This is a genomic window from Mycolicibacter icosiumassiliensis (genome assembly GCF_900078685.2).
Lineage (GTDB): Bacteria > Actinomycetota > Actinomycetes > Mycobacteriales > Mycobacteriaceae > Mycobacterium > Mycobacterium icosiumassiliensis.
Genome location: NZ_LT546166.1, coordinates 3,192,053 through 3,212,321, shown reverse-complemented (window position 1 = coordinate 3,212,321; position 20,269 = coordinate 3,192,053). Strand labels below are relative to the sequence as shown.

General features: G+C 66.4%; 22 protein-coding genes. 11 read left to right on the top strand and 11 right to left on the bottom strand.

Translation table 11 applies throughout. The features are described 5' to 3' along the window. Positions 1-93: 93 nt before the first annotated feature. Genes BN4346_RS39290 through BN4346_RS39270 form a run of 5 tightly spaced genes read left to right on the top strand, consistent with a single transcriptional unit; the run spans position 94 to position 5,178 of the window. Positions 94-1,086 carry an alpha/beta hydrolase gene (locus BN4346_RS39290; RefSeq protein ID WP_235653669.1) on the top strand — a complete coding sequence of 331 codons (993 nt, stop codon included), beginning with the start codon at positions 94-96 and terminating at the stop codon, positions 1,084-1,086. Beyond that, entirely contained in the window at positions 1,086-1,943 is an 858-nt protein-coding gene (locus BN4346_RS39285; protein WP_067974300.1) for an SDR family NAD(P)-dependent oxidoreductase, read from the top strand. Before BN4346_RS39290 ends, BN4346_RS39285 begins: the two co-directional genes overlap by 1 nt. A 38-nt stretch (positions 1,944-1,981) precedes the next feature. Next, the gene (locus tag BN4346_RS39280) at positions 1,982-2,902 is read left to right on the top strand and encodes a reductase (protein WP_067974297.1); all 921 of its coding nucleotides are present in this window, start codon (positions 1,982-1,984) and stop codon (positions 2,900-2,902) included. Positions 2,903-2,913: 11 nt separating this feature from the next. Then, positions 2,914-4,398, top strand: a complete 1,485-nt coding sequence (locus BN4346_RS39275) for a flavin-containing monooxygenase (RefSeq protein ID WP_407695097.1) — start codon at positions 2,914-2,916, stop codon at positions 4,396-4,398. Positions 4,399-4,407: 9 nt separating this feature from the next. After that, entirely contained in the window at positions 4,408-5,178 is a 771-nt protein-coding gene (locus BN4346_RS39270; protein ID WP_067974293.1) for a MerR family transcriptional regulator, read from the top strand. A gap of 1 nt (position 5,179) precedes the next feature. On the opposite strand, the gene BN4346_RS39265 is transcribed toward BN4346_RS39270, so the two are convergent. Further along, positions 5,180-5,572 (bottom strand): type II toxin-antitoxin system VapC family toxin, encoded by a 393-nt coding sequence (locus tag BN4346_RS39265; protein WP_067974289.1) that lies wholly within the window; start codon positions 5,570-5,572, stop codon positions 5,180-5,182. Then, entirely contained in the window at positions 5,569-5,814 is a 246-nt protein-coding gene (locus tag BN4346_RS39260) for a type II toxin-antitoxin system Phd/YefM family antitoxin (protein ID WP_067974287.1), read from the bottom strand. Before BN4346_RS39260 ends, BN4346_RS39265 begins: the two co-directional genes overlap by 4 nt. Positions 5,815-5,901: 87 nt before the next feature. Here BN4346_RS39260 and BN4346_RS39255 point away from each other — a divergent pair, with 87 nt between their 5' ends. After that, positions 5,902-6,207 carry a carboxymuconolactone decarboxylase family protein gene (locus BN4346_RS39255; RefSeq protein WP_067974284.1) on the top strand — a complete coding sequence of 102 codons (306 nt, stop codon included), beginning with the start codon at positions 5,902-5,904 and terminating at the stop codon, positions 6,205-6,207. Beyond that, positions 6,204-6,776 (top strand): carboxymuconolactone decarboxylase family protein, encoded by a 573-nt coding sequence (locus BN4346_RS39250; RefSeq protein ID WP_067974281.1) that lies wholly within the window; start codon positions 6,204-6,206, stop codon positions 6,774-6,776. The genes BN4346_RS39255 and BN4346_RS39250 overlap by 4 nt, the downstream gene beginning before the upstream one ends. Here BN4346_RS39250 and BN4346_RS39245 read toward each other — a convergent pair. Next, complete coding sequence (locus BN4346_RS39245) at positions 6,773-8,530, bottom strand: CocE/NonD family hydrolase (RefSeq protein WP_067974476.1); 1,758 nt, start codon at positions 8,528-8,530, stop codon at positions 6,773-6,775. The two genes, BN4346_RS39250 and BN4346_RS39245, sit on opposite strands and share 4 nt — an antisense overlap. A gap of 125 nt (positions 8,531-8,655) precedes the next feature. Between BN4346_RS39245 and BN4346_RS39240 the strand changes: the two genes are divergently transcribed. After that, positions 8,656-9,288 carry a TetR/AcrR family transcriptional regulator gene (locus tag BN4346_RS39240; protein WP_067974279.1) on the top strand — a complete coding sequence of 211 codons (633 nt, stop codon included), beginning with the start codon at positions 8,656-8,658 and terminating at the stop codon, positions 9,286-9,288. Positions 9,289-9,292: 4 nt separating this feature from the next. Next, complete coding sequence (locus BN4346_RS39235; RefSeq protein WP_067974276.1) at positions 9,293-10,012, top strand: DUF2652 domain-containing protein; 720 nt, start codon at positions 9,293-9,295, stop codon at positions 10,010-10,012. Between the two features lie 24 nt (positions 10,013-10,036). Here BN4346_RS39235 and BN4346_RS39230 read toward each other — a convergent pair whose 3' ends face one another. The 3 genes from BN4346_RS39230 to BN4346_RS39220 all read right to left on the bottom strand — a co-directional run bounded on the left by BN4346_RS39230 (position 10,037) and on the right by BN4346_RS39220 (position 13,048). Continuing rightward, positions 10,037-10,723 carry a cutinase family protein gene (locus tag BN4346_RS39230; RefSeq protein WP_067974272.1) on the bottom strand — a complete coding sequence of 229 codons (687 nt, stop codon included), beginning with the start codon at positions 10,721-10,723 and terminating at the stop codon, positions 10,037-10,039. Positions 10,724-10,787: 64 nt separating this feature from the next. Beyond that, positions 10,788-12,371 (bottom strand): Na+/H+ antiporter, encoded by a 1,584-nt coding sequence (locus BN4346_RS39225; RefSeq protein WP_067974270.1) that lies wholly within the window; start codon positions 12,369-12,371, stop codon positions 10,788-10,790. 44 nt (positions 12,372-12,415) lie between these two features. Next, positions 12,416-13,048 (bottom strand): TetR/AcrR family transcriptional regulator, encoded by a 633-nt coding sequence (locus tag BN4346_RS39220; protein ID WP_067974268.1) that lies wholly within the window; start codon positions 13,046-13,048, stop codon positions 12,416-12,418. A 78-nt stretch (positions 13,049-13,126) separates the two neighbouring features. On the opposite strand from BN4346_RS39220, the gene BN4346_RS39215 reads away from it, so the two are divergent. Both BN4346_RS39215 and BN4346_RS39205 read left to right on the top strand, forming a co-directional pair. After that, on the top strand, positions 13,127-14,266 hold the full coding sequence (locus tag BN4346_RS39215) for a Rieske 2Fe-2S domain-containing protein (RefSeq protein ID WP_067974264.1): 1,140 nt from the start codon (positions 13,127-13,129) through the stop codon (positions 14,264-14,266). Next, entirely contained in the window at positions 14,263-15,351 is a 1,089-nt protein-coding gene (locus BN4346_RS39205) for an NAD(P)H-dependent amine dehydrogenase family protein (protein WP_067974261.1), read from the top strand. Before BN4346_RS39215 ends, BN4346_RS39205 begins: the two co-directional genes overlap by 4 nt. Positions 15,352-15,369: 18 nt before the next feature. On the opposite strand, the gene BN4346_RS39200 is transcribed toward BN4346_RS39205, so the two are convergent. The 5 genes from BN4346_RS39200 to BN4346_RS39180 form a co-directional block, all read right to left on the bottom strand. Continuing rightward, positions 15,370-15,912: an MPT63 family protein gene (locus BN4346_RS39200; protein WP_235653756.1), complete on the bottom strand. Its 543-nt coding sequence runs from the start codon at positions 15,910-15,912 to the stop codon at positions 15,370-15,372. A gap of 291 nt (positions 15,913-16,203) precedes the next feature. Then, positions 16,204-17,244, bottom strand: coding sequence for a DUF1942 domain-containing protein (locus tag BN4346_RS39195; protein WP_067974252.1), 1,041 nt, complete (start codon positions 17,242-17,244; stop codon positions 16,204-16,206). Positions 17,245-17,351: 107 nt separating this feature from the next. Beyond that, positions 17,352-17,858: a hypothetical protein gene (locus BN4346_RS39190; RefSeq protein WP_154677612.1), complete on the bottom strand. Its 507-nt coding sequence runs from the start codon at positions 17,856-17,858 to the stop codon at positions 17,352-17,354. A gap of 26 nt (positions 17,859-17,884) precedes the next feature. Further along, the gene (locus BN4346_RS39185; protein ID WP_067974247.1) at positions 17,885-18,979 is read right to left on the bottom strand and encodes a serine/threonine-protein kinase; all 1,095 of its coding nucleotides are present in this window, start codon (positions 18,977-18,979) and stop codon (positions 17,885-17,887) included. A gap of 153 nt (positions 18,980-19,132) precedes the next feature. Further along, positions 19,133-20,245: a glycoside hydrolase 5 family protein gene (locus tag BN4346_RS39180; RefSeq protein WP_067974244.1), complete on the bottom strand. Its 1,113-nt coding sequence runs from the start codon at positions 20,243-20,245 to the stop codon at positions 19,133-19,135. Between the last annotated feature and the right edge of the window lie 24 nt (positions 20,246-20,269).

Sequence of the window (20,269 nt, the reverse complement as noted above, 5' to 3'; positions counted from 1 at the left end):
CGCCGCAAAACGGTGGCATCCGACGACCGAACGACACTTACACCACCAATCGTGCCATTGACAAATGGCGCGATCGCTGGTGTTGTGTGTGCCGTGACGGAACTCGATGGCTCGCCCCTGCCGCCCGTACCCACCCGCGCATCGATGCGTGCCGTGCTGGCCGGCACGTCCACGCGCTGGACGCTGCACATCCTCAACAACATGATTCCGATGAACCGGCCGGGTATCGCGTTCGCGCGCTGGCTGATCGCCACCATCATGGGAACGCTCGGGTCGACTCCGGCCGGCACCAGGGTCATTCCGGTGCGCGAGGCCGGGGTGCGCGGCGAATGGGTGCTGGGGCCCGGCGTCGAGTTCGGTCGGCGGGCCGGCTACTACGTGCACGGCAGCGGCTACGTGCTGTGCTCCACGCGGACCCACCGCAAGCTGGTCGCCAGGCTTTCGGAGGCGACCGGACTGCCGATGTTCTCGGTGGACTACCGCTTGGCACCCGAGAATGCGTTCCCGGCGGCCGCCGACGATGTCGAAGCCGGCTACCGGTGGTTGTTGGCGCAGGGGTATGCCGCCGCCGACATCGTGATCGGTGCGGACTCCGCCGGGGGCCATCTGACCTGCGACATGTTGCTCGCGCATGCCGACGAGCCGGCGTTTCAGCCGGCCGGGGTCGTGCTGTTCTCGCCGTTGATCGACCTCACGCTGAAGTTGGCCGAGCAACAGGAGAAGGTGCGCCGTGACCCCGCGGTGTCGGCGGCCGCGGCCCGCGCGCTGGTGGAGCTCTATGTGCGGGGCCACGACCCCGACAACCCGCGCCTTCGGCTCGACTTCGCCCGGGCGGATCGGCTGCCGCCGGTCTTCACCCAGGTGGGTGGCTTCGAGATGCTCAGTGCCGACGCGCGCTACCTGGACGCCGAGATCCGCCGCAACGGCGGAGCCAGCACCTTGGAGGTGTGGCCGGGAATGGTGCATGTCTTTCAGGCGCTGCCGCGGCTGGCCCCGGAGGCCAAGCCTGCGCTGCGCCGCGTGGCGGCCTTCATCGCCGGTGTCTATGCCGACCAGCGATCCGACGAACTGGGGGTGGCACGCTGATGTTCGGACTCGACACGGTGCTGTCGCTGTTTCGCAGTGAGCGACGGACGGCCAACGCCAGGGCGGTGGTGACCGGCGCCGGCAGCGGCATCGGACGCTCGTTCGCCCTGGAACTGGCTCGTCGTGGCGGCGAGGTGATCTGCGCCGACATCAACGCCGATCGGGCCGCCGAGACGGTGGCGCTGATCGAGCAGTTGCCCACCGGGACAGCGCATGCGGTGCAGTGCGATGTGTCCGATCGCGGCGCGATCGAACTGCTGGCCGCGCGCGCCCAGGAGATCTTCGGTGGCCCACCAACGCTGGTGATCAACAACGCCGGCGTCGGCATCGGCGGAAAACCGGTCGGCGACATCGGTTTCGAGGACTGGGACTGGGCGCTCGGGATCAACCTCTGGGGCGTCGTCTACGGCTGCGAAGTGTTCACGCCACTGCTGCGGGAGGCCGGGCGCGGCGGCATCATCAACGTAGCCTCGGCGGCAGGATTCGCCGCAGCGCCATCGATGGCGGCCTACAACGTATCCAAGGCCGGCGTGATGTCGCTCTCGGAGACACTGGCCGCCGAATTGGACGGCACCGGCATCGCGGTCACCGTGCTGTGCCCGACCTTCGTCAAGACCAACGTCTTCACCGACGGCCGGATCACGCCGGCGTCGATGAGCCTGTCCCAGCAGCTGGCCCGCTGGACCGGACTGTCTGCAGACAATGTCGCGGCGCGCACTTTGGACGCGCACGACAGTGGTCGGCTCTATGTGGTGCCGCAACTCGACGCCACGGTCATCTGGCACCTGAAGCGGCACTTCCCGGGGCTCTACGTCCGAGGCACCGGGTTGCTCGCCCGGCTGCTTCCCCAGAACTGAACTGCGAATGACCTTCTTATGAAAGGAAAGAACTGATCATGGCGATGAACCTCGACGACATGCTGCAGAAGATCAAGGACAAGCAGTGGGCCTTGGTCGACATCGACTGGGACGCCCCTGGTGCCGAGTTGATCGAGCCGGAGCTGTGGGCCAAGCTCAAGCCGTTCATGACCGACCTGATGTGGATCGAGAACGTCGGCGCCCGTGGCTTCGCGGCGCTGGCCAAGAAGGCGCCGACCCCAACCCTGAAGAGCATCTACGAGCACTTCCACGCCGAGGAGCAGAAGCACGCCAACGCCGAGCTCGCGTTGATGCGACGGTGGGGGATGCTCGACGACGACGAAATTCCGCCGCCGAGCGTCAACGTCCAGCTGGTGATCACCTGGCTCGACAAGTTCTCCGACAGCATGTCGCTGTCGATCCTGGGCACCGTCATTCCTATGCTGGAAGTGGCCTTGGACGGCGCGTTGATCAAGTTCATCACCGACGAGGTCAAAGACCCGGTGGCCCAAGAAGTCTTCAAGCGAATCAACTCCGACGAGTCGCGGCACCTGGCGGTCGACTTCGAGGTGATGGACATTCTGGGCCACGCCAGCATGCGGAAGCTGGCGGTCGAGTTGGTCGGCAGCTGGATGAACCCCGCGCTGCTGATCGGCACGTTGAGCTACTTTCCGCTGCTGAACAAGATGCGCGACAACATCGTGGCGATGGGCGTCAACGAAGAACGCCTCTACCAGGCCATGCGCCGCTTCCAAAGCGTCGGCGAACGCAGCGCTTTCGCTCGCCGGGTGCCGATGTATCGGTTCATCTCCTGGCACGGCAAGAAGGTGATCGACCGCAGCTCGAAGTACCACTGGCTGGCCGACTCCCTGGTCAAGATCACCGGCGTCATCCCGCCCTCGCTGGTGCATAACACCCCAACGTGGTCGCAGGAACTGACCTACGAGCCGGTGGCATGAGGGAGCAAGACGTGACGATCTCGGTAGCGATCATCGGTGCCGGCTTCGCCGGGATCGGTGCGGCCATCCGCCTCAAAGACCAGGGAATCACCGACTTTGTCCTCTTCGAACGGGGTTCGCGGGTCGGTGGTACCTGGCGCGACAACACTTATCCGGGCGCGGCTTGCGACATCCCGTCGCGGCTGTACTCCTATAGCTTTGCGCCCAATCCCGACTGGTCGCACACCTATTCGGGCAGCGCCGAGATTCTGGGTTATATCGACAACATGGTCGAGTCCTTCGGGGTCGCGCCGTATATCCGGTTCGAGCACACCGTGTCCGGGATCAGCTACGACGCGCAAGCCGGCGAGTGGACTATCGAGCTGGCCGGCCGGGAGGCGGTGCGCGCCAAGTCTGTCATCGTCGCCTCCGGGCCGTTGGCGAACGCCAGCTTCCCCAACATTCCGGGCATCGACGATTACCAGGGTCACAAGATCCACAGTGCCCGTTGGGACCACGACTACGACTTCACCGGCAAGAAGGTGGCCGTCGTCGGCACCGGTGCCAGCGGTGTGCAGATCATCCCCGAACTGGTCAAGGTGGCCGAGTCGGTCAAGGTGTTCCAGCGCACCCCGGGCTGGGTGCTGCCGCGGCTCAACACGGCGACCAGTGGCTGGCTGAAGAAGATCTACAAGGATGTGCCGCTGGCCGAGAAGCTGATGCGGTCCGCCTGGTTCTGGGGCCATGAGTCGGTCGCGGTCGGTGTGGTGTGGGATAGCCCCTTCACCCGGCTGGTGGAAGCCCTGAGTCTGGCGAATCTGCGTGCACAGGTAAAGGATCCGTGGTTGCGCCGTCAGCTCAGGCCGGACTTCTCCGCCGGCTGCAAGCGACTGCTGATGACCAGTGACTACTATCCGGCGTTGCAGCAGGACAACTGCAAGCTGGTGACCTGGCCCATCGCGCGGTTGTCGCCCAAGGGAATTCGCACCGTCGAGGGCATCGAGCATCAGTTCGACGCCATCGTTTTCGCCACCGGTTTCGAGGTGTCCAAAGCAGGGACCCCGATCCCGATCACTGGAATCGACGGCCGTGACTTGGCCTCGGAGTGGAGCAGGGGTGCCTACGCCTACCGCAGTGTCGCGGTGTCGGGCTACCCGAATCTGTTCTTCACCTTCGGGCCGAACTCCGGACCCGGCCACAGCTCGGCCCTGGTCTACATGGAGGCTCAGATCGACTACATCGTCGGCGCCATTTCGAAACTGCTGCAGTACGAATGGAAATCGCTCGATGTGCGGCCTGAAGTGCAGGACCGCTACAACCAGGACATCCAGCGGCGGCTGAAGGCCACCACGTGGAACTCGGGATGTCAGAGCTGGTATCTGACCGAGGATGGCTTCAATGCCACCATGTTCCCTGGTTTCGCCACACAATTCGTCAACCAACTCAAGACGCTGGACCTGGAAGACTTCAAGATCACCGCCGCGAAGACCAGCAGCGACCCGGTCCTGACTGCCTAGGATGTCATCGTGACCGAGTACCGGATCGACGATCTTGCGAGGCAGGCTGGGACCACCACGCGCAACGTCCGGGTGTATCAGGAAAGCGGTCTGTTGCCCCGGCCCCAGCGCCGGGGCCGGGTCGCGATCTACACCGACCGGCACTTGAAGCAGTTGCAAGCGATTATCCGGTTGCTCGGCGAGGGATTCACGGTCAAACACATCCTGAAGTTCCTGACCGGGCTGCAGCGCGGCGAGGATTTGGTCGAGGTTTTGGATCTGGCTGATCTGGGGGAGTTGGTGACCGCGCCGTGGTCGCGTCCGGTATCGCAGACCATGACGCGTGAACAGTTGGAGGCGCGGCTGGGCCGGTTGGATGCTCCCTTGTTGCGGCGCTTGATTACCGGTGGTGTCATCGAGCCGACCGACGTCGACAACGTCTACCGGGTGGCCGACGTCAGTCAGGTCGAAGACTTCGCCACGCTGATCTCGCGGGGCATGCCGTTGACCGCGATACTGACGGCCACCACCACGGTCGACAAGAAGCTCGACGAAGCGGCCGCTGCGCTGACCAGCAGCGGATATTCGGAAGTGGTGCGCCAGCGCGGACCTGGCTGGCTACCCAGCAACGATGTCGAACTCGCGTGGGCGGCCGACCTGGTGGACGCCATGCGCCGCGTGGCCAGGCGCTCGGCGCACGCCAGCCTGGACCGGGCATTCGACGCGGCAGTTCGCGCCGAGCTGCGGCGCTACCGGCAGGAGAGTGACGAGGACGACGCCCGCCTGGAAGGCAACGCCTGACTCAAGCGCCGATCAGCGCGACGTCGTACGCGGACAACTGAGCGTCGGCGGTGATGATCGTCAGATCCAGGAGCTGAGCCTGCGCGACCAGAAGCCGGTCGAACGGATCCCGATGATGATCCGGGAGCTCAGCGGTCCGCAACGTGTGGGCGTGGTCGACCGGCAGCGGGGACGTCCCGGAGCGGCGCATGCGGTCGGGTACATAGACGCCTGGCGGTTCGGGCAACGGGAGCTTCCCGAGGCGGTACTTGATCGCGATCTCCCAGGAGCTGGCCGCCGAGAACAACAAGGTGTTGCGGACATCCTCGATGAGGGCTCGGGTTTCACCGCGCAGCCGGCCGGGATCGCTCTGCATCCAGAGCCATATCTGGGTGTCTACGAGGTAGCGCGTCACCGGTCGAAGTCCGCGAGGACGTCGTCGGGCAGCGGTGCGTCGAAGTCATCGGGCACCGCGTACACGCCTTCATCGATACCCAGGCGCCGGGTCTCGCGGGAACGGATCGGCACCAACTTCGCCACGGGTTCACCGCCCCGGGCGATCTCGATCTCCTGTCCACCGTCGATGAGCCGCAGCAGCTCCGATAGGCGTGTCTTCGCTTCGTGCACACCTACCCTGAGGACCGTAGACTTAGTCATGAACTTAGTTTAGTGGATGCGCGCCCTTACTTCCCGTCCCGAAGAACTCGATCTGACAGTCCTGGAATAGGAGGTCCGCGAAACACCATGTCCGACATCACCGAACTGCACAAAGCCCTAATCGGTCGCATTCTCGGCACCCAGGCGAGGGCGCCGCTGGACCTTCGCCGCGCCGCCTTCGACAATGCCGGCCTTGACGAACCAGTCAGCGTCTTGGTCGACAAGGTGGCGCTGCGCTCCTCCCGGGTGACCGACGAGGACATTGCCGACGCGCGTGCCGCAGGCCTGAGCGAAGACCAGATCTTCGAGATCGTGGTGTGCGCCGCGGTCGGCCAGGCGACCCGGCAGTACACCAGGGCGCTGGAGGCGCTGGCCGACGGGAGCACGCCATGAGACTGGCCATCCTTGACCACGGCCACCGCCTGCGCACCAAAGCCTTGCTGGGCATCATTCGACTGGTATCACGGCATCCGGTCGTTGACGCCGTCAAACTCGCGTTCTACCGCCCGGAGTTCTACGGCGGGGGACCGCTGACCAACGAGGCGATGCGCGGGCCCTCGGCGTGGACCATCGGCGAGCGAGAGCTGATGGCCGCCTACCTCTCCAAGGTCAACGACTGCCCGTTCTGCGTCGCCGCGCACACCGCCACCTCCAACCTCTGCTACGGCGATGAGACCGCTGCCGCCACCCTCGCCGATCTGGACACCGCCCCGATCCCCGAAGAGCTGCGGGCCACCCTTGGCCTGCTCGGCAAACTCACCCGCGAGCACCGCGTCGCCCCCGACGACGTGCGCGCCGTGCTGGCGGCCGGCGTCACCCCCGAGCAGGTCAGGGATGCGCTGGCGGTGAGCCTGGTCTTCAACATCACCGACCGGTTGGCCAACGCATTCGACTTCGAGGTAGCGAGCCCGGCCGCTATGGCGGCCGGAGCACGCCATCTGGTGAAACGTGGTTACGGCTAGTCGCTGTGTACGTGCTCGCCGGAGATGACGGGGAGTTGCAGATACGATGCGTGATCCCCACCGGTGTGGATGACGTGTTTTCCGCTGTTAGCACCGGTGTATTCGCGGATTGCGGGCATCAGCGTTCCCAGGATGTTTCGGCCGCTGATCACGAGGCGGAGCGCTTCGCCGGGGTAGAACGCGAGACCGATTGGCAGCAGGTCGATTTCGACGTCGACGATCTCACCGGGTGAGAGCTTCTCGACCCGGTCGAAGCTGTGGGCGGGCACCTCATCGGTCGACAGCGTCTCGTCGAGGTGGCGGGCGGAAACGCGCAACCGTCCATCGGAGCCCTTGTACCGCAAGATGCTGGCGCCGTGATCGGTGAGGTCGTGGATCGCAGCGCTGTGATTGGGCACGGTGAACTGCTGCAGCGGCGTGCCGTATCTGTCGAGCTTCTGCACGAGCACGAACAGATCCATGTCGTCAGCACCGTGCGCCTCGACCCACAGGTGAGCCTTCGGATAGCCGACCAGCACCGTCTCTCGGTCGAACGCAACGATGAACGAGACCGCATGCGGGTTGGCGTCGACGTCGTAGTCTGCGGTCGCCGCGTCGGCCGGCGCTTCGGTGCTCAGCACACGCGAACCGGCGTCGAGGTAGTACTTCGTCGACACGGCATTCTTTGGAGGAAATGCGTCGGCAACCACGCCAACCTGGTCGCCACCTTCGAGGTCGAGAACCGAGTAGCGCACCCGGGGGGTCAGCTCCCACCCGTTGTCCTCGTTCTTTAGGTAGCGGTCGAAGAAGCGGCGTAGGTCTTCCCTGTTCGCCTCGTCGTAGTAGTCGGGCCATTCCTGACTGTTGTGGATGCGCAACCACTTCGCTGGCGAGGCAATCCGTCGCCAGGCCCGAAATGTTCCTGCCGTGTGCAGTGTGTTGGAGTAGCTTGCCACCACGTAGGCAGGAACGGTGATCTTGTCGAAGTCCGGGATCTTGTTCTCCCACAGCGCATTTATCAGCGGGTAGCGCTGCGCCTCGGCAAGGATGTCCTCCTTGCGGCTCTTGCCGAAGAAGCTGCCGTCTTGAATCTGTTGGGCGAACCCGGTGTCGGGCATGCCGCCGCGCATCACCAGGTCGCGGTAGACATCGCTGATGCCCTCCCATGGGTTGATCGCGGCCAGGTGCGGGGGTTGCTCGGCAGCGGTGAACCACTGCGACACCGCGAGGTAGGAGGTGCCGCTCATCCCCACTTTCCCGGTGCACCAGGCCTGCTCGGCGAGCCACTCGATCAGGTCGTGGCAGTCGCGCCCTTCCTGGCGGTCCAACATCACACTGTCGCCGTCGGAGTCGATCACACCGCGAATATCGGGATTGCAGATCGCATAGCCCTGCGCGCACCAGTAGGCCGGATCGGGGCCCTCGAACTTCTCCAGGCCCGAGACGATCCCATTGTCCAGGCCAACCATGCCGAACAATCCCATCACGCTGGCGGAGGTGCCCTGCCCCTTGCCATACGGGCTCCATGCGACGATGGCCGGCACTTTCTCCGCTCCAGCGGGACGAAACACATCAACGTAGATCGTCACACCATCGCGCAACTGCACCGCGACGTCCTTGTCCAGCACGATGTCCACCGGTACGGCCCGGAACTGGGGCGCGATCTGAAAGCCCGCCGCCAAGGTTCGGGGCCCGGGATCGAAGCCGGTCAACAAGCCGGTGCGCGCGGCCGGCAGCGGGTGCGACGGAATGAAAATCTTCTGGTCATCGCTCATGGCGAGCTCCTCTTCACCCTCGGCCGCCAGGCGGGTCCGACTGGGGTAGTTGCCAAGGTAATTGGCACACCGCATAAAATCAACGCCGGTTGAGTTAATGACGGCGAAGCGGTAAATTTCCGACCATGACCGTGAACTGCAAGCCGGTGTCCACCGTGCGCCGCCGCGGGCGTAGGCCAGGGACGACGACGACCCGGCAGGACATCCTTGACGCAGCACGGGCCCGGTTCGCCAGCGACGGTTTCGCCACGACGACGATCAGAGGGGTCGCCGCCGACGCCGGGGTCGACGCGTCGCTGGTGATGCAGTTTTTCGGCTCCAAGAACGAGTTGTTCGCCGCGGTGATGTCGATCTCACCCGAGGCGTTGGCGCGCTTCAGCGCGGCGTTCGACGGATCTGACGAACACCTCGGTGAACGGGTGGTCGGCGCCTACCTCGACTGGTGGGAGGGCCCGTCACCGGATTCGGAGCCGCTGATGGCGATGCTCCGGGGCGCCATCGTCAACGAGCGGGCCAGCGCGCAGTTGCGGGAGTTCATCGAGGCTCGACTGCTCGAAGCCGTGGGGCCGCGCGCGGTGGACGACGATGCGGCGCTGCGGGCCGGGCTGGTGTCGTCCATGTTGGTCGGGATCGTCGTGGGACGGCAAATCGTCGGTGTCCCGACACTTGCCAATGCAGACCGGGAAACACTGGTCGCACTGGTCGCGCCGGCCGTGCAGAGTGTGCTGACGTCGGCCCGGCCCGGACTAGACTGTTGAGTTCATGGCCATCCGACGCGCGGTGCTCGTCATTGCCGACATCGGCGGATACACCGCCTACATGAACTGGAACCGGACCCATCTGGTGCATGCCCAGATGGCCGTGGCCGCGCTACTGGAATCGGTCATCGACGCCGCCAAGGGCATGAAGCTGGCGAAGCTGGAGGGCGACGCCGCCTTCTTCTGGGCGCCCGACGGTGACGCCCAGGTCTTGGTCAGCCAGCGGTTGTCGCGGATGCATCAGGCGTTCCTGAATCGACGGGCTCGTATCGAGAACGGCCGCAACTGTCACTGCGAAAGCTGCGAGCAGCTGGTGAACCTCTCGCTGAAGTTCGTCGCGCATGAGGGCGAGGTGGCCGAGCAGAAGGTCAAGCGCCACACCGAGCTTGCCGGCGTCGACGTGATCCTGGTGCATCGAATGCTGAAAAACCAGGTGCCGGTAGCGGAATACGTGTTGATGACCGATGCCATCGCGCAGCGGCTTGACGAGCCGGTTCGTGCCGTGTGCACGCCGTTGGTGCACGACTTCGAAGGACTGGGCCAAACGTCGACGTACTACCTGGATCTCGCGAAGTCGGCACTACCACCGCCGGCAGACGCCATGGGATTTCGCGACAGGCTGAAATTCCGCCTGACTGCGCTGCCGTTCGTGGTCGGAGCCAAGGAGCCCTGCGAGGGATTTCGTGGCCTGGGCCGTGGCGCCCCCGAACTCTCGAAGGGCTAACGGCGGCGGTCAAACTCGGACCGGCTACAGCTTTCCGGCGACGAAGTCTGCTGCTTCGTTGACCATGCCGGACGAGATATAAGCGCTGGCCATGTGTTGCGGCCAGTTCTCTTCCCAGGTGTTCGGGTCGGCGGGGTTGCAGATCGGGTCGGCGCCGTGGCACTGATCGATGGTCCGATCGTTGTAGACCGGGCTGAAGTTGGTGATGGGGCCGACCCATTGACTGCCGTTGCCGAACAGCGCAACCGCGGCGATGTGCTCGTCGGCGCCCGGTGGCAGGGGATTGTTGAAGCCGAACGCTGAGAAGGGGACAGCGAGCACCACGTCGGTGACTGCCGCGCCCAGCGAGTAGCCCCCCGGCACGATACGGGTGTTGGGGCAACCGTTGATCGTGTTCTGGATATGGGCGCTCATATCGTTGGCGCCCTGGTCGACCTGATTATCTGCGGGGTAGTTCACCGCATACAGGCTGACGTACTTGGAGGTCTTGGAGCGCAGCGCGCTGACGAACGCGTTGCCGACCGCGCCGGCGCCGGGCGATTCCAGACGCCCACGGGCGAACACCACTTCGACATCGGGACAGGCCGCGCTGGCCGGTGCCACCGCACCGGGTGCCCCTGCGGGAATCACGACGGGGGCGGTCAGCAAGGTTGCCGCCAGCACGGTGCTCAAACTCGTGAGTCGCAATCGGCGGACCGGGGAATCGCTCACAAAGTGGATAGTAGTGGTCCGCTACCAGCCTGTCGTCACCGGCCTGGACCCGCCCGTTCGGCCGCTATTCGGTGTCGGCGGGTCCGAGCAGTCGCACTTCCTCCAGGTCCATTTCGGCCTGCACCTCACGTAATACGATGTCGTCGATCTGATTTCGGTCGCGTAGCTCGGTCACGGCCCGCCGCTTGTGCTCGAGGACAGCCAGATGCACCCGCCGCACCACAGCGTCACGCTCGGCTGCGGCGTTGGGCCGATCGGCCACCGCCACCAACGCGGCCTGGTCCCGGTATTCCTTGCGCAGCCGACCCACCAGATCCGCATTGACGTTGAGCTCGTCGGTCACCCCCGGCAGCGCGTCCAGGGCTGCTTGCGCGGCGCGGGTACGGGCCAGCCGCAACTCCTCGGCGTGCGCGGTGTCTTCGGGCATTCGGGCCCACCGCACGACCGCGGGCAGGGTGCTGCCTTGGACCAGCACGGTCACCAGGATCACGAACGACACCACATAGATGATCAGGTTGCGATCCGGAAATGGATTGCCCGCGTGGGTGGTCAATGGGACGGCCAGTGCCGCGGCCAGTGATACCGCGCCACGGAACCCGGCCCAGCTCGACACCGCCCGCTGCCGCCAACCGATGCGGCGGGTCCGCTGCACGGCGCGCCGGTCCAGGGTACGAATGAGCACGGTGGTGATCTCCGACCACACAATCCGGGTCACGACGACGACACCGGTGACGGCGAGCGCCAGCACGGTGGCATGGCGAAGGCCCGCACCGACATTGACGATGCCGTGCACCGCGCCGGGAATCTGTACGCCGACGAATACCCACAGCGAGCCATTGATCAGAAACGTCGCCATGTCCCAGAACGCGTATGCCTGCAGCCGCGAACGTGCCCCAATGACCCGCGGGCCGACATAGCTGAGCACCAGGGCCGATACCAGCACCGCGACGACGCCGCTGCAGTGAAAACTCTGGGCCAGCAGGAACGCCGCGAACGGCGTCAACACGCTCAGGGCGCCTTCCTCCAGCGGCGCATCAAGGCGGCGGCGCAGCAGCGTGACCGCGGCACCCACCAACAGTCCGGCAGCGATACCGCCGAGGTAGGAGCCGACGAAACGGCCCACCAGGTCGACGGGGCCGATTGAGGGGCTGCCCGTCGCGACCGCGACGGTCACGGCGAACAACACCAGCGCGGTCCCGTCGTTGATGATGCTTTCGGCGCGCAGCACGGTCAGCGGCCGGCGCGGCAACTTCTTCGCCAGCCCGGCCACCGCGGCGGCATCGGTGGGCGAGAGCACGGCGCCCAGAACCGCCGCCGCATGTGGCTCCATGCCCAGCGATCGCGCCGTCCAGGACACCGCCATCGCGGTCGCAATCACCAGGCCGATGCTGACCAGCACGATGACGCGCAGGTTGGCCCGGATCTCCCGGAAGCTGGTGTTCATGCTCTCCCAGTACAGGATCGCCGGCAGGAACAGCAGCAACACGATCTCCCCGTCGAGCTGGGTTTCGCCGAAGCGGGGGATCAGACCCAGCATGCCGCCGAGCAGGATGAGCAACACCGGGGGGCCGACGCGATACCGTTTGCCCAGCATCGTGCCTGCGAGCACGGTGGCGACAAGCGTGACAACAACGACGAGGCCAAACACCCTCACATCCTTGCGTGGCCGCCCGGTTTCCGCAGCCCCCGAGTTCAGCCGGGCCGGGACTGCTCGAGATACGCCGCCAGTGCATTGGTCAGGCCGCGGCGGGCCTCGTCCAGATCGGCATAGGACCCCAGCTGGCGCTCGGAGACCAGCCCGCGCATCGCACCCGGGATGAGGGCCGCCACCTCCCGCACTCGCTGGGGGTCGACTCCCAGATCGGCGAAGGCCGCATGGCACGTGCTCAGCCAGCTCTTGCCCCAGGAGTGCAATTCGGCTGCGGTGCGCGGATACAGCCGTTCCAATTCGCGGTGGTCGCGAGGGAGCGCCGCCCGCAGGTTCTCGATCGCCCGCGAATCCGGCGAGGCCAGCCCGTCATAGAGCGTGTCGATGATGGCCGCGACCCGTTCCCGCAGCGGCGCATCTGATTTCACGCTGCCGAATGCCGAGATCGCGGCGTCGCGGCGCTCGGCGGTGCGATGCAGCACCGCCGCCCAGAAGCCGTCGACGTCGCCGAACTGATACTGCACCGCGCCCCAGGTGGCGCCGCTTTCCTTGGCGATCCGGCTGGCCGACACCGCGCCCGGGTCCCCGGTGGCCAGCGCGCGCACCGCGGCGTCCAGCATCGCCGCACGGGTGGCCAGCCCCCGCTTGTTGCTGCGCCGTGGCACCGGTTGCGTCATCCGCGGAATGCTAGCAATAGTTTCATAGGACCCGCTATGATTCCTGCCGAGTGGCAACCATCGAGAGGACACGCCGACATGGCCAAACCGCCCCTGTCGATGAACCCGACAGGCTGGTTTCAAGTGGCCTGGTCGGATGAGATCGGCGTCGGCGACGTCCGCACCATGAAGTACTTCGGCCGGGAAATGGTCGCCTGGCGCGCCGAGTCCGGCCAGCTCACCGTGATGAACGCCTACTGCGAGCACCTCGGCGCACATCTGGGGTTCGGCGGCACCGTCTGCGGCGAGGTGCTGCAATGCCCGTTTCACGGCTGGCAGTGGAACTCCCAGGGCCGCAATGCCTGTATCCCGTACCAGGACAAGCCCAACCGCGGCCGGCGCATCACCACCTATCCGGTTGCCGAACGCAACGAGTCGGTTTACCTCTGGAACGACGCGCACGGGCGTGAGCCGTTCTTCGATGCGCCGGACGTGTTCACCAGCTTCGACGACCGCAGCGCCGACGACTACTACCCGCAACAGCGACTGTTCCGGGAACGCCTGGAGCTGCACCCGCAGTACGTGCTGGAGAACGGCGTGGATTTCGCGCACTTCAAGTACGTCCACCAGACCCCGATCGTGCCGGTCTTCACCCGCCACGATTTCGCCGAACCGGTGTCCTACGTCGACTTCACCATCACCTTCGAGGGCGACGACGGCCAGAAGATCGAAGACGTCAACAGCGGCGTGGAAGCGATCAACGGCGGCTTGGGGATCGCGGTGACCAAGAGCTGGGGGATGATCGACAACCGCACCATCTCGGCGATCACGCCCGTCGACGACTCCACCTCCGACGTGCGCTTCATGGTCTACATCGGCCGGTCGCCGTCCGGCGGTTCAGCGAGGCTCGACGCAGGAGAGGCGAAGCTGGGACCGCCGCATAAACCCGGCGGTTCAGCGAGGCTCGACGGAGGAGAGGCGACGCTGGGACCGCCGCATAAACCCGGCGATCCCGCTCGTGCCGAGGCCCGGGCGGCCGATTTCGGGCGCGAAGTCATCCGGCAGTTCGAGCAGGACATCCACATCTGGTCGCATCAGCGCTACTCGGATCCGCCTGCCCTGGCGACCGCCGAGTATGAGGGCTTCACCGCAATCCGCCAGTGGGCCAAGCAGTTCTATCCCGACGGCATCGGCGGCAGTGCTGCCGAGGTCTATGCCCAGAAAGGTTCCACCGCATGAACGCAGCCGCCGCACCCGTCCGGGTTTTCCAGGTTGCCACCGGCAACGTCGGGACCGAGATGATCCGGCGGTTCGCCGCCCGCGATGACCTCGAACTGGTTGGTGTGCACTGCTATTCGCCGGACAAGATCGGCAAGGACACCGGCGAGCTGGCCGGTATCGCGCCCAACGGGGTGATCGCGACCGGCAGTGTCGAGGAGATCATCGCCGCCAAGCCCGACGTTCTGACCTTTCACGGGGTGTTCCCCGACGAGGACCTCTACGTCGCGATCCTGGAAGCGGGCATCAACATCGTGACCACCGCCGACTGGATCACCGGCTGGCACCGTGACCGCAACCATCCGCACCCGTCGGGCAAACCGGTCACGCAGCTGCTGGCCGAGGCCTGCGAAAAGGGCGGCGCGAGCTTCTACGGCACCGGGATGAACCCGGGCCTCAATCAGATTCTGGGCGTGGTGTGTTCAGCCGATGTGGCCGAGATCGAGAACATCACCACCATCGAATCCGTCGACGTGTCATGTCACCACTCCCGCGACACCTGGATCGAGGTCGGCTACGGCCAGCCGGCCGACGATCCGGAGATCCCGGCCAAGCTGGAGAAGTTCACCCGAGTCTTCGCCGACAGCGTGCTGATGATGGCCGACTGCTTCGACCTGACCCTCGACGAGGTGACGTTCGATTACGAACTGGGCGTGTGCACCCGGGATGTCGACCTGGGCTGGTACACCCTGCCCAAAGGGTCGTTGGGCGGCAACTACATCAAATATCAGGGCATGGTGGACGGTGTGCCGCGCGTCGAGACGCATCTGGAGTGGCAGATGACGCCGTACACCGAACCGAACTGGAATATCAAGGGCTGCTACATCACCCGGGTCACCGGTGATCCGTGCGTCTACAACAAGCACATGATCTTTCCCAAGCCCGGAGTGGACCTGTCCAACCCGGACAACTTCGCCTCGATCGGCATGACCGTGACCGGGTTGCCCGCCCTCAATGCGATCAAGTCGGTGGTGGCGGCGCCGCCGGGCCTGCTGACCAGCGCCGACCTGCCGCTGCGCGGATTCGCCGGACGATTCAAGCTCTGAGCGAGGCCGGCAGCTGAATCAGGGCAGCGGGGTCCCGGAACTGCCCTCGGGCAGCGGCGTCCCGGAGCTGCCGGACGGCGGCGCTGACGGTGCGGGGTGCGCGGGCCGCGCCGCGGGCGGACGAGCCGGTGCAACAGGCGCCCGGTTGCTGCCGCCGTTCGCCGGCACGTGCGACCCACCAGCGGGGGCTTGGGGCTGCGGCGGAGCCTGCGGCGCCGGGGCCACCCACCGGATCAGATCGTTGCCGCCGGTTTGGTACACCATGCTGTTGGGGGCGTCGCCGGTGACGTCGAAGTAGACCTTGCCGCTGGCCTTCTGGCCCTGAGTCAGGGCGACGGGAGCGATGCCCTGTGCGGTGGGCACCGTGAACAAAGCCTGATAGTTCTGGCCGCTGGCCGAACGGGCACTGAGGTTGGCAACGATCGGAAAGACGGCGCCTTGGATCGCTTCGTCGGTGGCGGTGGCCTCCCACAGGGTGCCGCGGGGCTGGTAAGGGATGGCATCCGAGCTGGGACGCAGGTCGCTGATCGTCCAGCCGTGGACTCCGGGGCCTTCGGGCAGGGTGCCCTGGGTGCCGATCGGTTGGGTGGCAGGGGCGGGGGGCGGCGGGGGCCGGGTCGGGGTCCGCGCCGGCGATCCCGCTGCTGAGGGCGCCCGCGGCGGCCAGTGCTCCCGCGACCAAGGCGGTAGAGATGGACTTCATGGGACTGTCTCCTCAAATCGGCTGCATGCCGACGACATTGGTACTCAAGTACTTCAATCGTAACGGGCTAAGGACCAGGCTACCCAGGAACGAGTCCGGCCCGACCTCGCGGTAGTGGAGGTCGGGCCGGACTGGCAAGAGAACGTCGGTCAGTTCGAGGCGGTCGAGCCGCTCGCGCCGCTGGCCGACGGGGTGCCCGCCGCGCCCGTCGTGCCCGCCGTGCCGGTCGTACCGGTCGTGCCGGTCGTGCCGGTCGCTTCCGTCGTCGACGTTCCGGGCGCCTCCGCGGGCAAGGGCGTACCGGAGCTGCCGGCGGCAGCCGATGCCTCGGACTGCGTCGACGCAGCCGGGGTCTGCTGCGAGGACGGTGCCGGGCCGCTGCCGGGAGTCGACGCTTCCGCGCTGCCGGCGGCGCCCTGGGCCTGCGTGCCCGAGGAGCCCGTGGTGCCCGTGGCGGCCGTAGCCTCCGAGCCGGTGGTCCCGGCCGGAGTGCCGCCGGCCTCGGCCGGCAGCGGGGTGCCCTGGCTGTTCGCGGGCAGCGGGGTGCCCTGGCTACCGGCCGCAGCCGGCGTGGTCTCGGTAGCGGACGAGGCGCCCTGGCTGCCCGGCTGGGCAGGCTTGGTGCCGGTGGCCGCCGGGCCGGAAGCCCGCTGCGAACCGGTGGCCGCCGGACCCGACGAACCGCCGGTCGGCGCGGTCGGTGCGGCGGGGTTCCAGACCAGCAGGTCCCGACCCGAGCCCTGGTAGACAGCGCTGTTGGGCGCGTCGCCGGTGACGTCGAAGTAGACCTTGCCGCTGGTCTGCTGGCCCTGCGCCAGGTTGGCCGGGTTCACGCCCTGCGCGCTGGCAACCGTGAACAGCGCCGGGTAGGTCTGACCGCTCGCTGAGCGCGCGCCGAGGTTGGCGATCACCGGGGTGACGGTGCCCTGGATGGCCACGTCGGTGGCGGTGGCCTCCCACAGCTCCCACAGGGTGCCGCGCGGCTGGTAAGGGATCGCATCCGAGCTGGGGCGCAGGTCACTGACGGTCCAGCCCTGGATGACGCCACCGTTCTCCACGGTGCCCTGGGTGCCGATCGGGTGGGGCGAAGGGGCGACGTCACCGGCGTCCGCACTGGCGGTCGCGGTGGTGACGGCTCCGGCTGCGGCCAACGCGCCCGCGGCTGCCACGGCCGTTGTGAAGAACTTCATCGTTGATTGACTCCTCGGTTCGACTGATCTGGGTGATGCAGTGACTCCAAGTCGAAAATCCTAATGGACTTGACAGCTGCTTTTGTTCGCGTCTGCAGGATCGACGGTCAGGAGTGCGAACTCCACCACGTGTAGAACTGCTCCAGCGTGGGCGTATTTCGCTCCGTCCGTAGGGAGCCGATCATCAGGTTGGCGTCGTTGGTCCAGACCACCACGGGAGACCCCTGCCGCATGCCGCACAGCAGCGTTCCGGCCGTCTTGTCCGGGGTGGCGGTGCGATGCCAGGCGCCCGGCGACTGGATTCGGCCCGGACAGGTGACGACGGTGGTGGCCTGCACCGTGTTGTCGAAGCTCTGGCGCAGCGCCGTGGCATCGGGGAACAGTGCATAGGTCGCGGCGGGCGGGCCGTCGAGGTCGGTGTTGCGGCCACACGTCACCTCGGCGATGGCCCCGTCCGCCGGTGTGGTCGACGTACAGGTGTCCTGCGGATAGCCCGACGGCAGCAGCTTGAGGAGACGGGCCTGCGCCTCGGCCGACGACACGGTCGTGGTGGGCTGACTCTGCGAGGTGTCGGTGTCGGCGGCGAGGTCGTCAGAACCGGATCGGCTCGTCATCCAGGCGATCAACCCGACGACCACGATCAGTGCCGCCCCGATCCGCAGCAGCAGCTTGCGTGTGGCGGGATCGTTCTGCGGTCGCCGTGACGAACTGATCCAGGCGTCGGCGGCCGTCGAGACCCGGGGTTCGGGAATCGGGGCGGCACTGATCCCGCAGCGGGCCGTACCGGCGGTTCCGCCGCAGGCGCCTTGGTCGCCGGCGCGCTCGGCTGTGGCTGTTCGATCAGCGGTGGGGTGGACTGCTGGCTGGCCTCATAGATCTGCAGTGTCCGGTGCTGGTCGGGCGCGCTGAGCGCCTGATAGGCCGCGGTCGCGAGCTCCGCGGCGCTGGCATAGCGCTCCTGCGGGTCCTTGGCCATACCTTTGGCCACGACCTCGTCCAAGGCGGCCGGGATGGTCGCCCCGGCATGGCTGGGCCGCGGAATCGGCTTGCTCTGATGCGCGTTGGCCAGCATCTTGAGGCTGTCGGCCCGGTATGGCGGCGAACCCGTCAAGCACTGATAGAGCACACATGCCAGCGCATAGACGTCGACGGCCGGCCCGAAGTCACTGCCGGAGAACAGCTCCGGCGCCGCGTACTTCCAGCGGGCTCCGGCGTTCTCGGCGTCGGCGGCCTTGGCTCCGGGTGCTCCGGCCAGCCCGAAATCCACCAGATAGACGAAGTCATCGCTGGTCAGCAGGATGTTGCGCGGTTTGACGCCGCGGTGGATCACGCCGGCGCTGTGCGCGGCATCCAGGGCCGACGCCGCCTGCCACACGACGTTCACCGCACGCGGGGGAGGCAGTACGCCGTTTCGCTTCAACACCGCGGCCAGGTCCGCGCCCTGGACCAGCGGCATATCGATGAACACCTGACCATCGAGCTCGCCGTAGTCACGAACTGGGACCACATGCGGCTCCTGCACCCGCCCGACGACCAGCGCCTCACGCTGCAGCCACTCGCGGAACGCCGGATTTCCGCCCAACGCCGGCGCCAGCAGCTTGACCGCGGCGGCGCGGTCCTTTTGCGTGTCGACCGCCTCGTAGACCTCACCGGTGGTGCCGCGTCCGAGCAGGCGTTTGAGGAGGTAACGCCCCACCCGTGACCCAGCCCGCGAACCCGACGCGGTCTCGCTCATCACCGACTCCTCACGGAAACCTCTGGACCCCAGTCGCCGAACTGCGTGCCCGACGACATTTCCGCTAATGATTTCATCACTGAACCGCGCCGCGATGAGCCGGTAGCGGCAACATCGACCGATTTGGTTGCGGCTTGCCAGCTATGTTGCTGGTTAGCGGCCGGTGAGGTTGCTGATGGTCATGATTTCCATATTCCGGTACGCGCGACCGGTGGGTTGCACCAAATCGTGGAACCAGACCTGCGGCTCCGCGGTGTAGGGGTGCTCCCAGGAATCCCACGGCAGGTAGGTCTGCGTTCGCCCGGCGACGAAACCCCAGTTGTAGGCGCCCACATTGTGCCGCTTCATGATCGGCAGAATTCCATCGATGGTGTTGCCGCGGGTACGAGCCAGATACTCGGTGCACATCATCGGCCGACCCATGGGCGCCAGTTCGGCGATGCGCTCACTGAACGTCGCCGGCTTGTCGTAGGAGTGGAACGTGATGACGTCGGAGCTGTTGAGCTGGGTGTTGACGATCGTGCTGCCCTGCCGCGAGCCCTCCCATATGCCACTGGTCAGTGGCTGACGGGCATCGACGGACCGTGCCCAACTGAACACCTGGGGCAGCAGGTCACTGATGAGATCCAGCTTGTCCGACCGTTCGACGGCGCTGTACTCGCGGGCCATGTTGTCCGGCTCGTTCCACAGGTCCCAGGCCAGGATCCGTTCGTCGTACCGGAACTGGGTCATCACACCGGTGACGTAGTCATACAGGGTGCGGTAGTAGCCGCGGTCCCCGAGCCGATCGGCGCCCGGGCTCTGCACCCATCGTGAATTGTGGATGCCGACTCGGGGGGCCGGCTGTGGTCCGGCCTTGGGGTGCGGGTCCCAGCAGGAGTCGAACAGCACGAACGTCGGCTTGATGCGGTGGCGGGCGGCGACGGCGACGAACTGGCCCAGCCGGTATTGGAAGCCGCGCTGATCGGCGGCCCACAGCTGGTCGTGCAGGAACACCCGCACGGTGTTGAAGCCCGCCGCTTGGGCCCAGCCCAACTCGGAGTCGATCCGCCGCAGATCGAAGGTGCTCGGCTGAAACATCTCGAGCTGATTGACCGCGGTGGAGGTGATGTAGTTCGAGCCGACCGGCCAACCCTGGGCCTGGTACCAGCGATTTACCCGGTCGATCGACCACCGGCCGGGGTCCGCGCCGGCGAGTGGGAGCCGGCTCAAGGTGGGACCCGCCGCCAGCAGGAGGGGGAGCCCCAGTGCCGTTCGACGCTTCACGAAGTGACCATAGCTTCCGGACCT

Coding starts and splice junctions, on each gene's coding strand:
- BN4346_RS39285 (WP_067974300.1), top strand. CDS start 1,086: ATGTTCGGACTCGACACGGTGCTGTCGCTGTTTCGCAGTGAGCGACGG.
- BN4346_RS39280 (WP_067974297.1), top strand. CDS start 1,982: ATGGCGATGAACCTCGACGACATGCTGCAGAAGATCAAGGACAAGCAG.
- BN4346_RS39260 (WP_067974287.1), bottom strand. CDS start 5,814: ATGACTAAGTCTACGGTCCTCAGGGTAGGTGTGCACGAAGCGAAGACA.
- BN4346_RS39255 (WP_067974284.1), top strand. CDS start 5,902: ATGTCCGACATCACCGAACTGCACAAAGCCCTAATCGGTCGCATTCTC.
- BN4346_RS39250 (WP_067974281.1), top strand. CDS start 6,204: ATGAGACTGGCCATCCTTGACCACGGCCACCGCCTGCGCACCAAAGCC.
- BN4346_RS39245 (WP_067974476.1), bottom strand. CDS start 8,530: ATGAGCGATGACCAGAAGATTTTCATTCCGTCGCACCCGCTGCCGGCC.
- BN4346_RS39240 (WP_067974279.1), top strand. CDS start 8,656: ATGACCGTGAACTGCAAGCCGGTGTCCACCGTGCGCCGCCGCGGGCGT.
- BN4346_RS39235 (WP_067974276.1), top strand. CDS start 9,293: ATGGCCATCCGACGCGCGGTGCTCGTCATTGCCGACATCGGCGGATAC.
- BN4346_RS39220 (WP_067974268.1), bottom strand. CDS start 13,048: ATGACGCAACCGGTGCCACGGCGCAGCAACAAGCGGGGGCTGGCCACC.
- BN4346_RS39215 (WP_067974264.1), top strand. CDS start 13,127: ATGGCCAAACCGCCCCTGTCGATGAACCCGACAGGCTGGTTTCAAGTG.
- BN4346_RS39205 (WP_067974261.1), top strand. CDS start 14,263: ATGAACGCAGCCGCCGCACCCGTCCGGGTTTTCCAGGTTGCCACCGGC.
- BN4346_RS39195 (WP_067974252.1), bottom strand. CDS start 17,244: ATGAAGTTCTTCACAACGGCCGTGGCAGCCGCGGGCGCGTTGGCCGCA.
- BN4346_RS39190 (WP_154677612.1), bottom strand. CDS start 17,858: ATGACGAGCCGATCCGGTTCTGACGACCTCGCCGCCGACACCGACACC.
- BN4346_RS39185 (WP_067974247.1), bottom strand. CDS start 18,979: ATGAGCGAGACCGCGTCGGGTTCGCGGGCTGGGTCACGGGTGGGGCGT.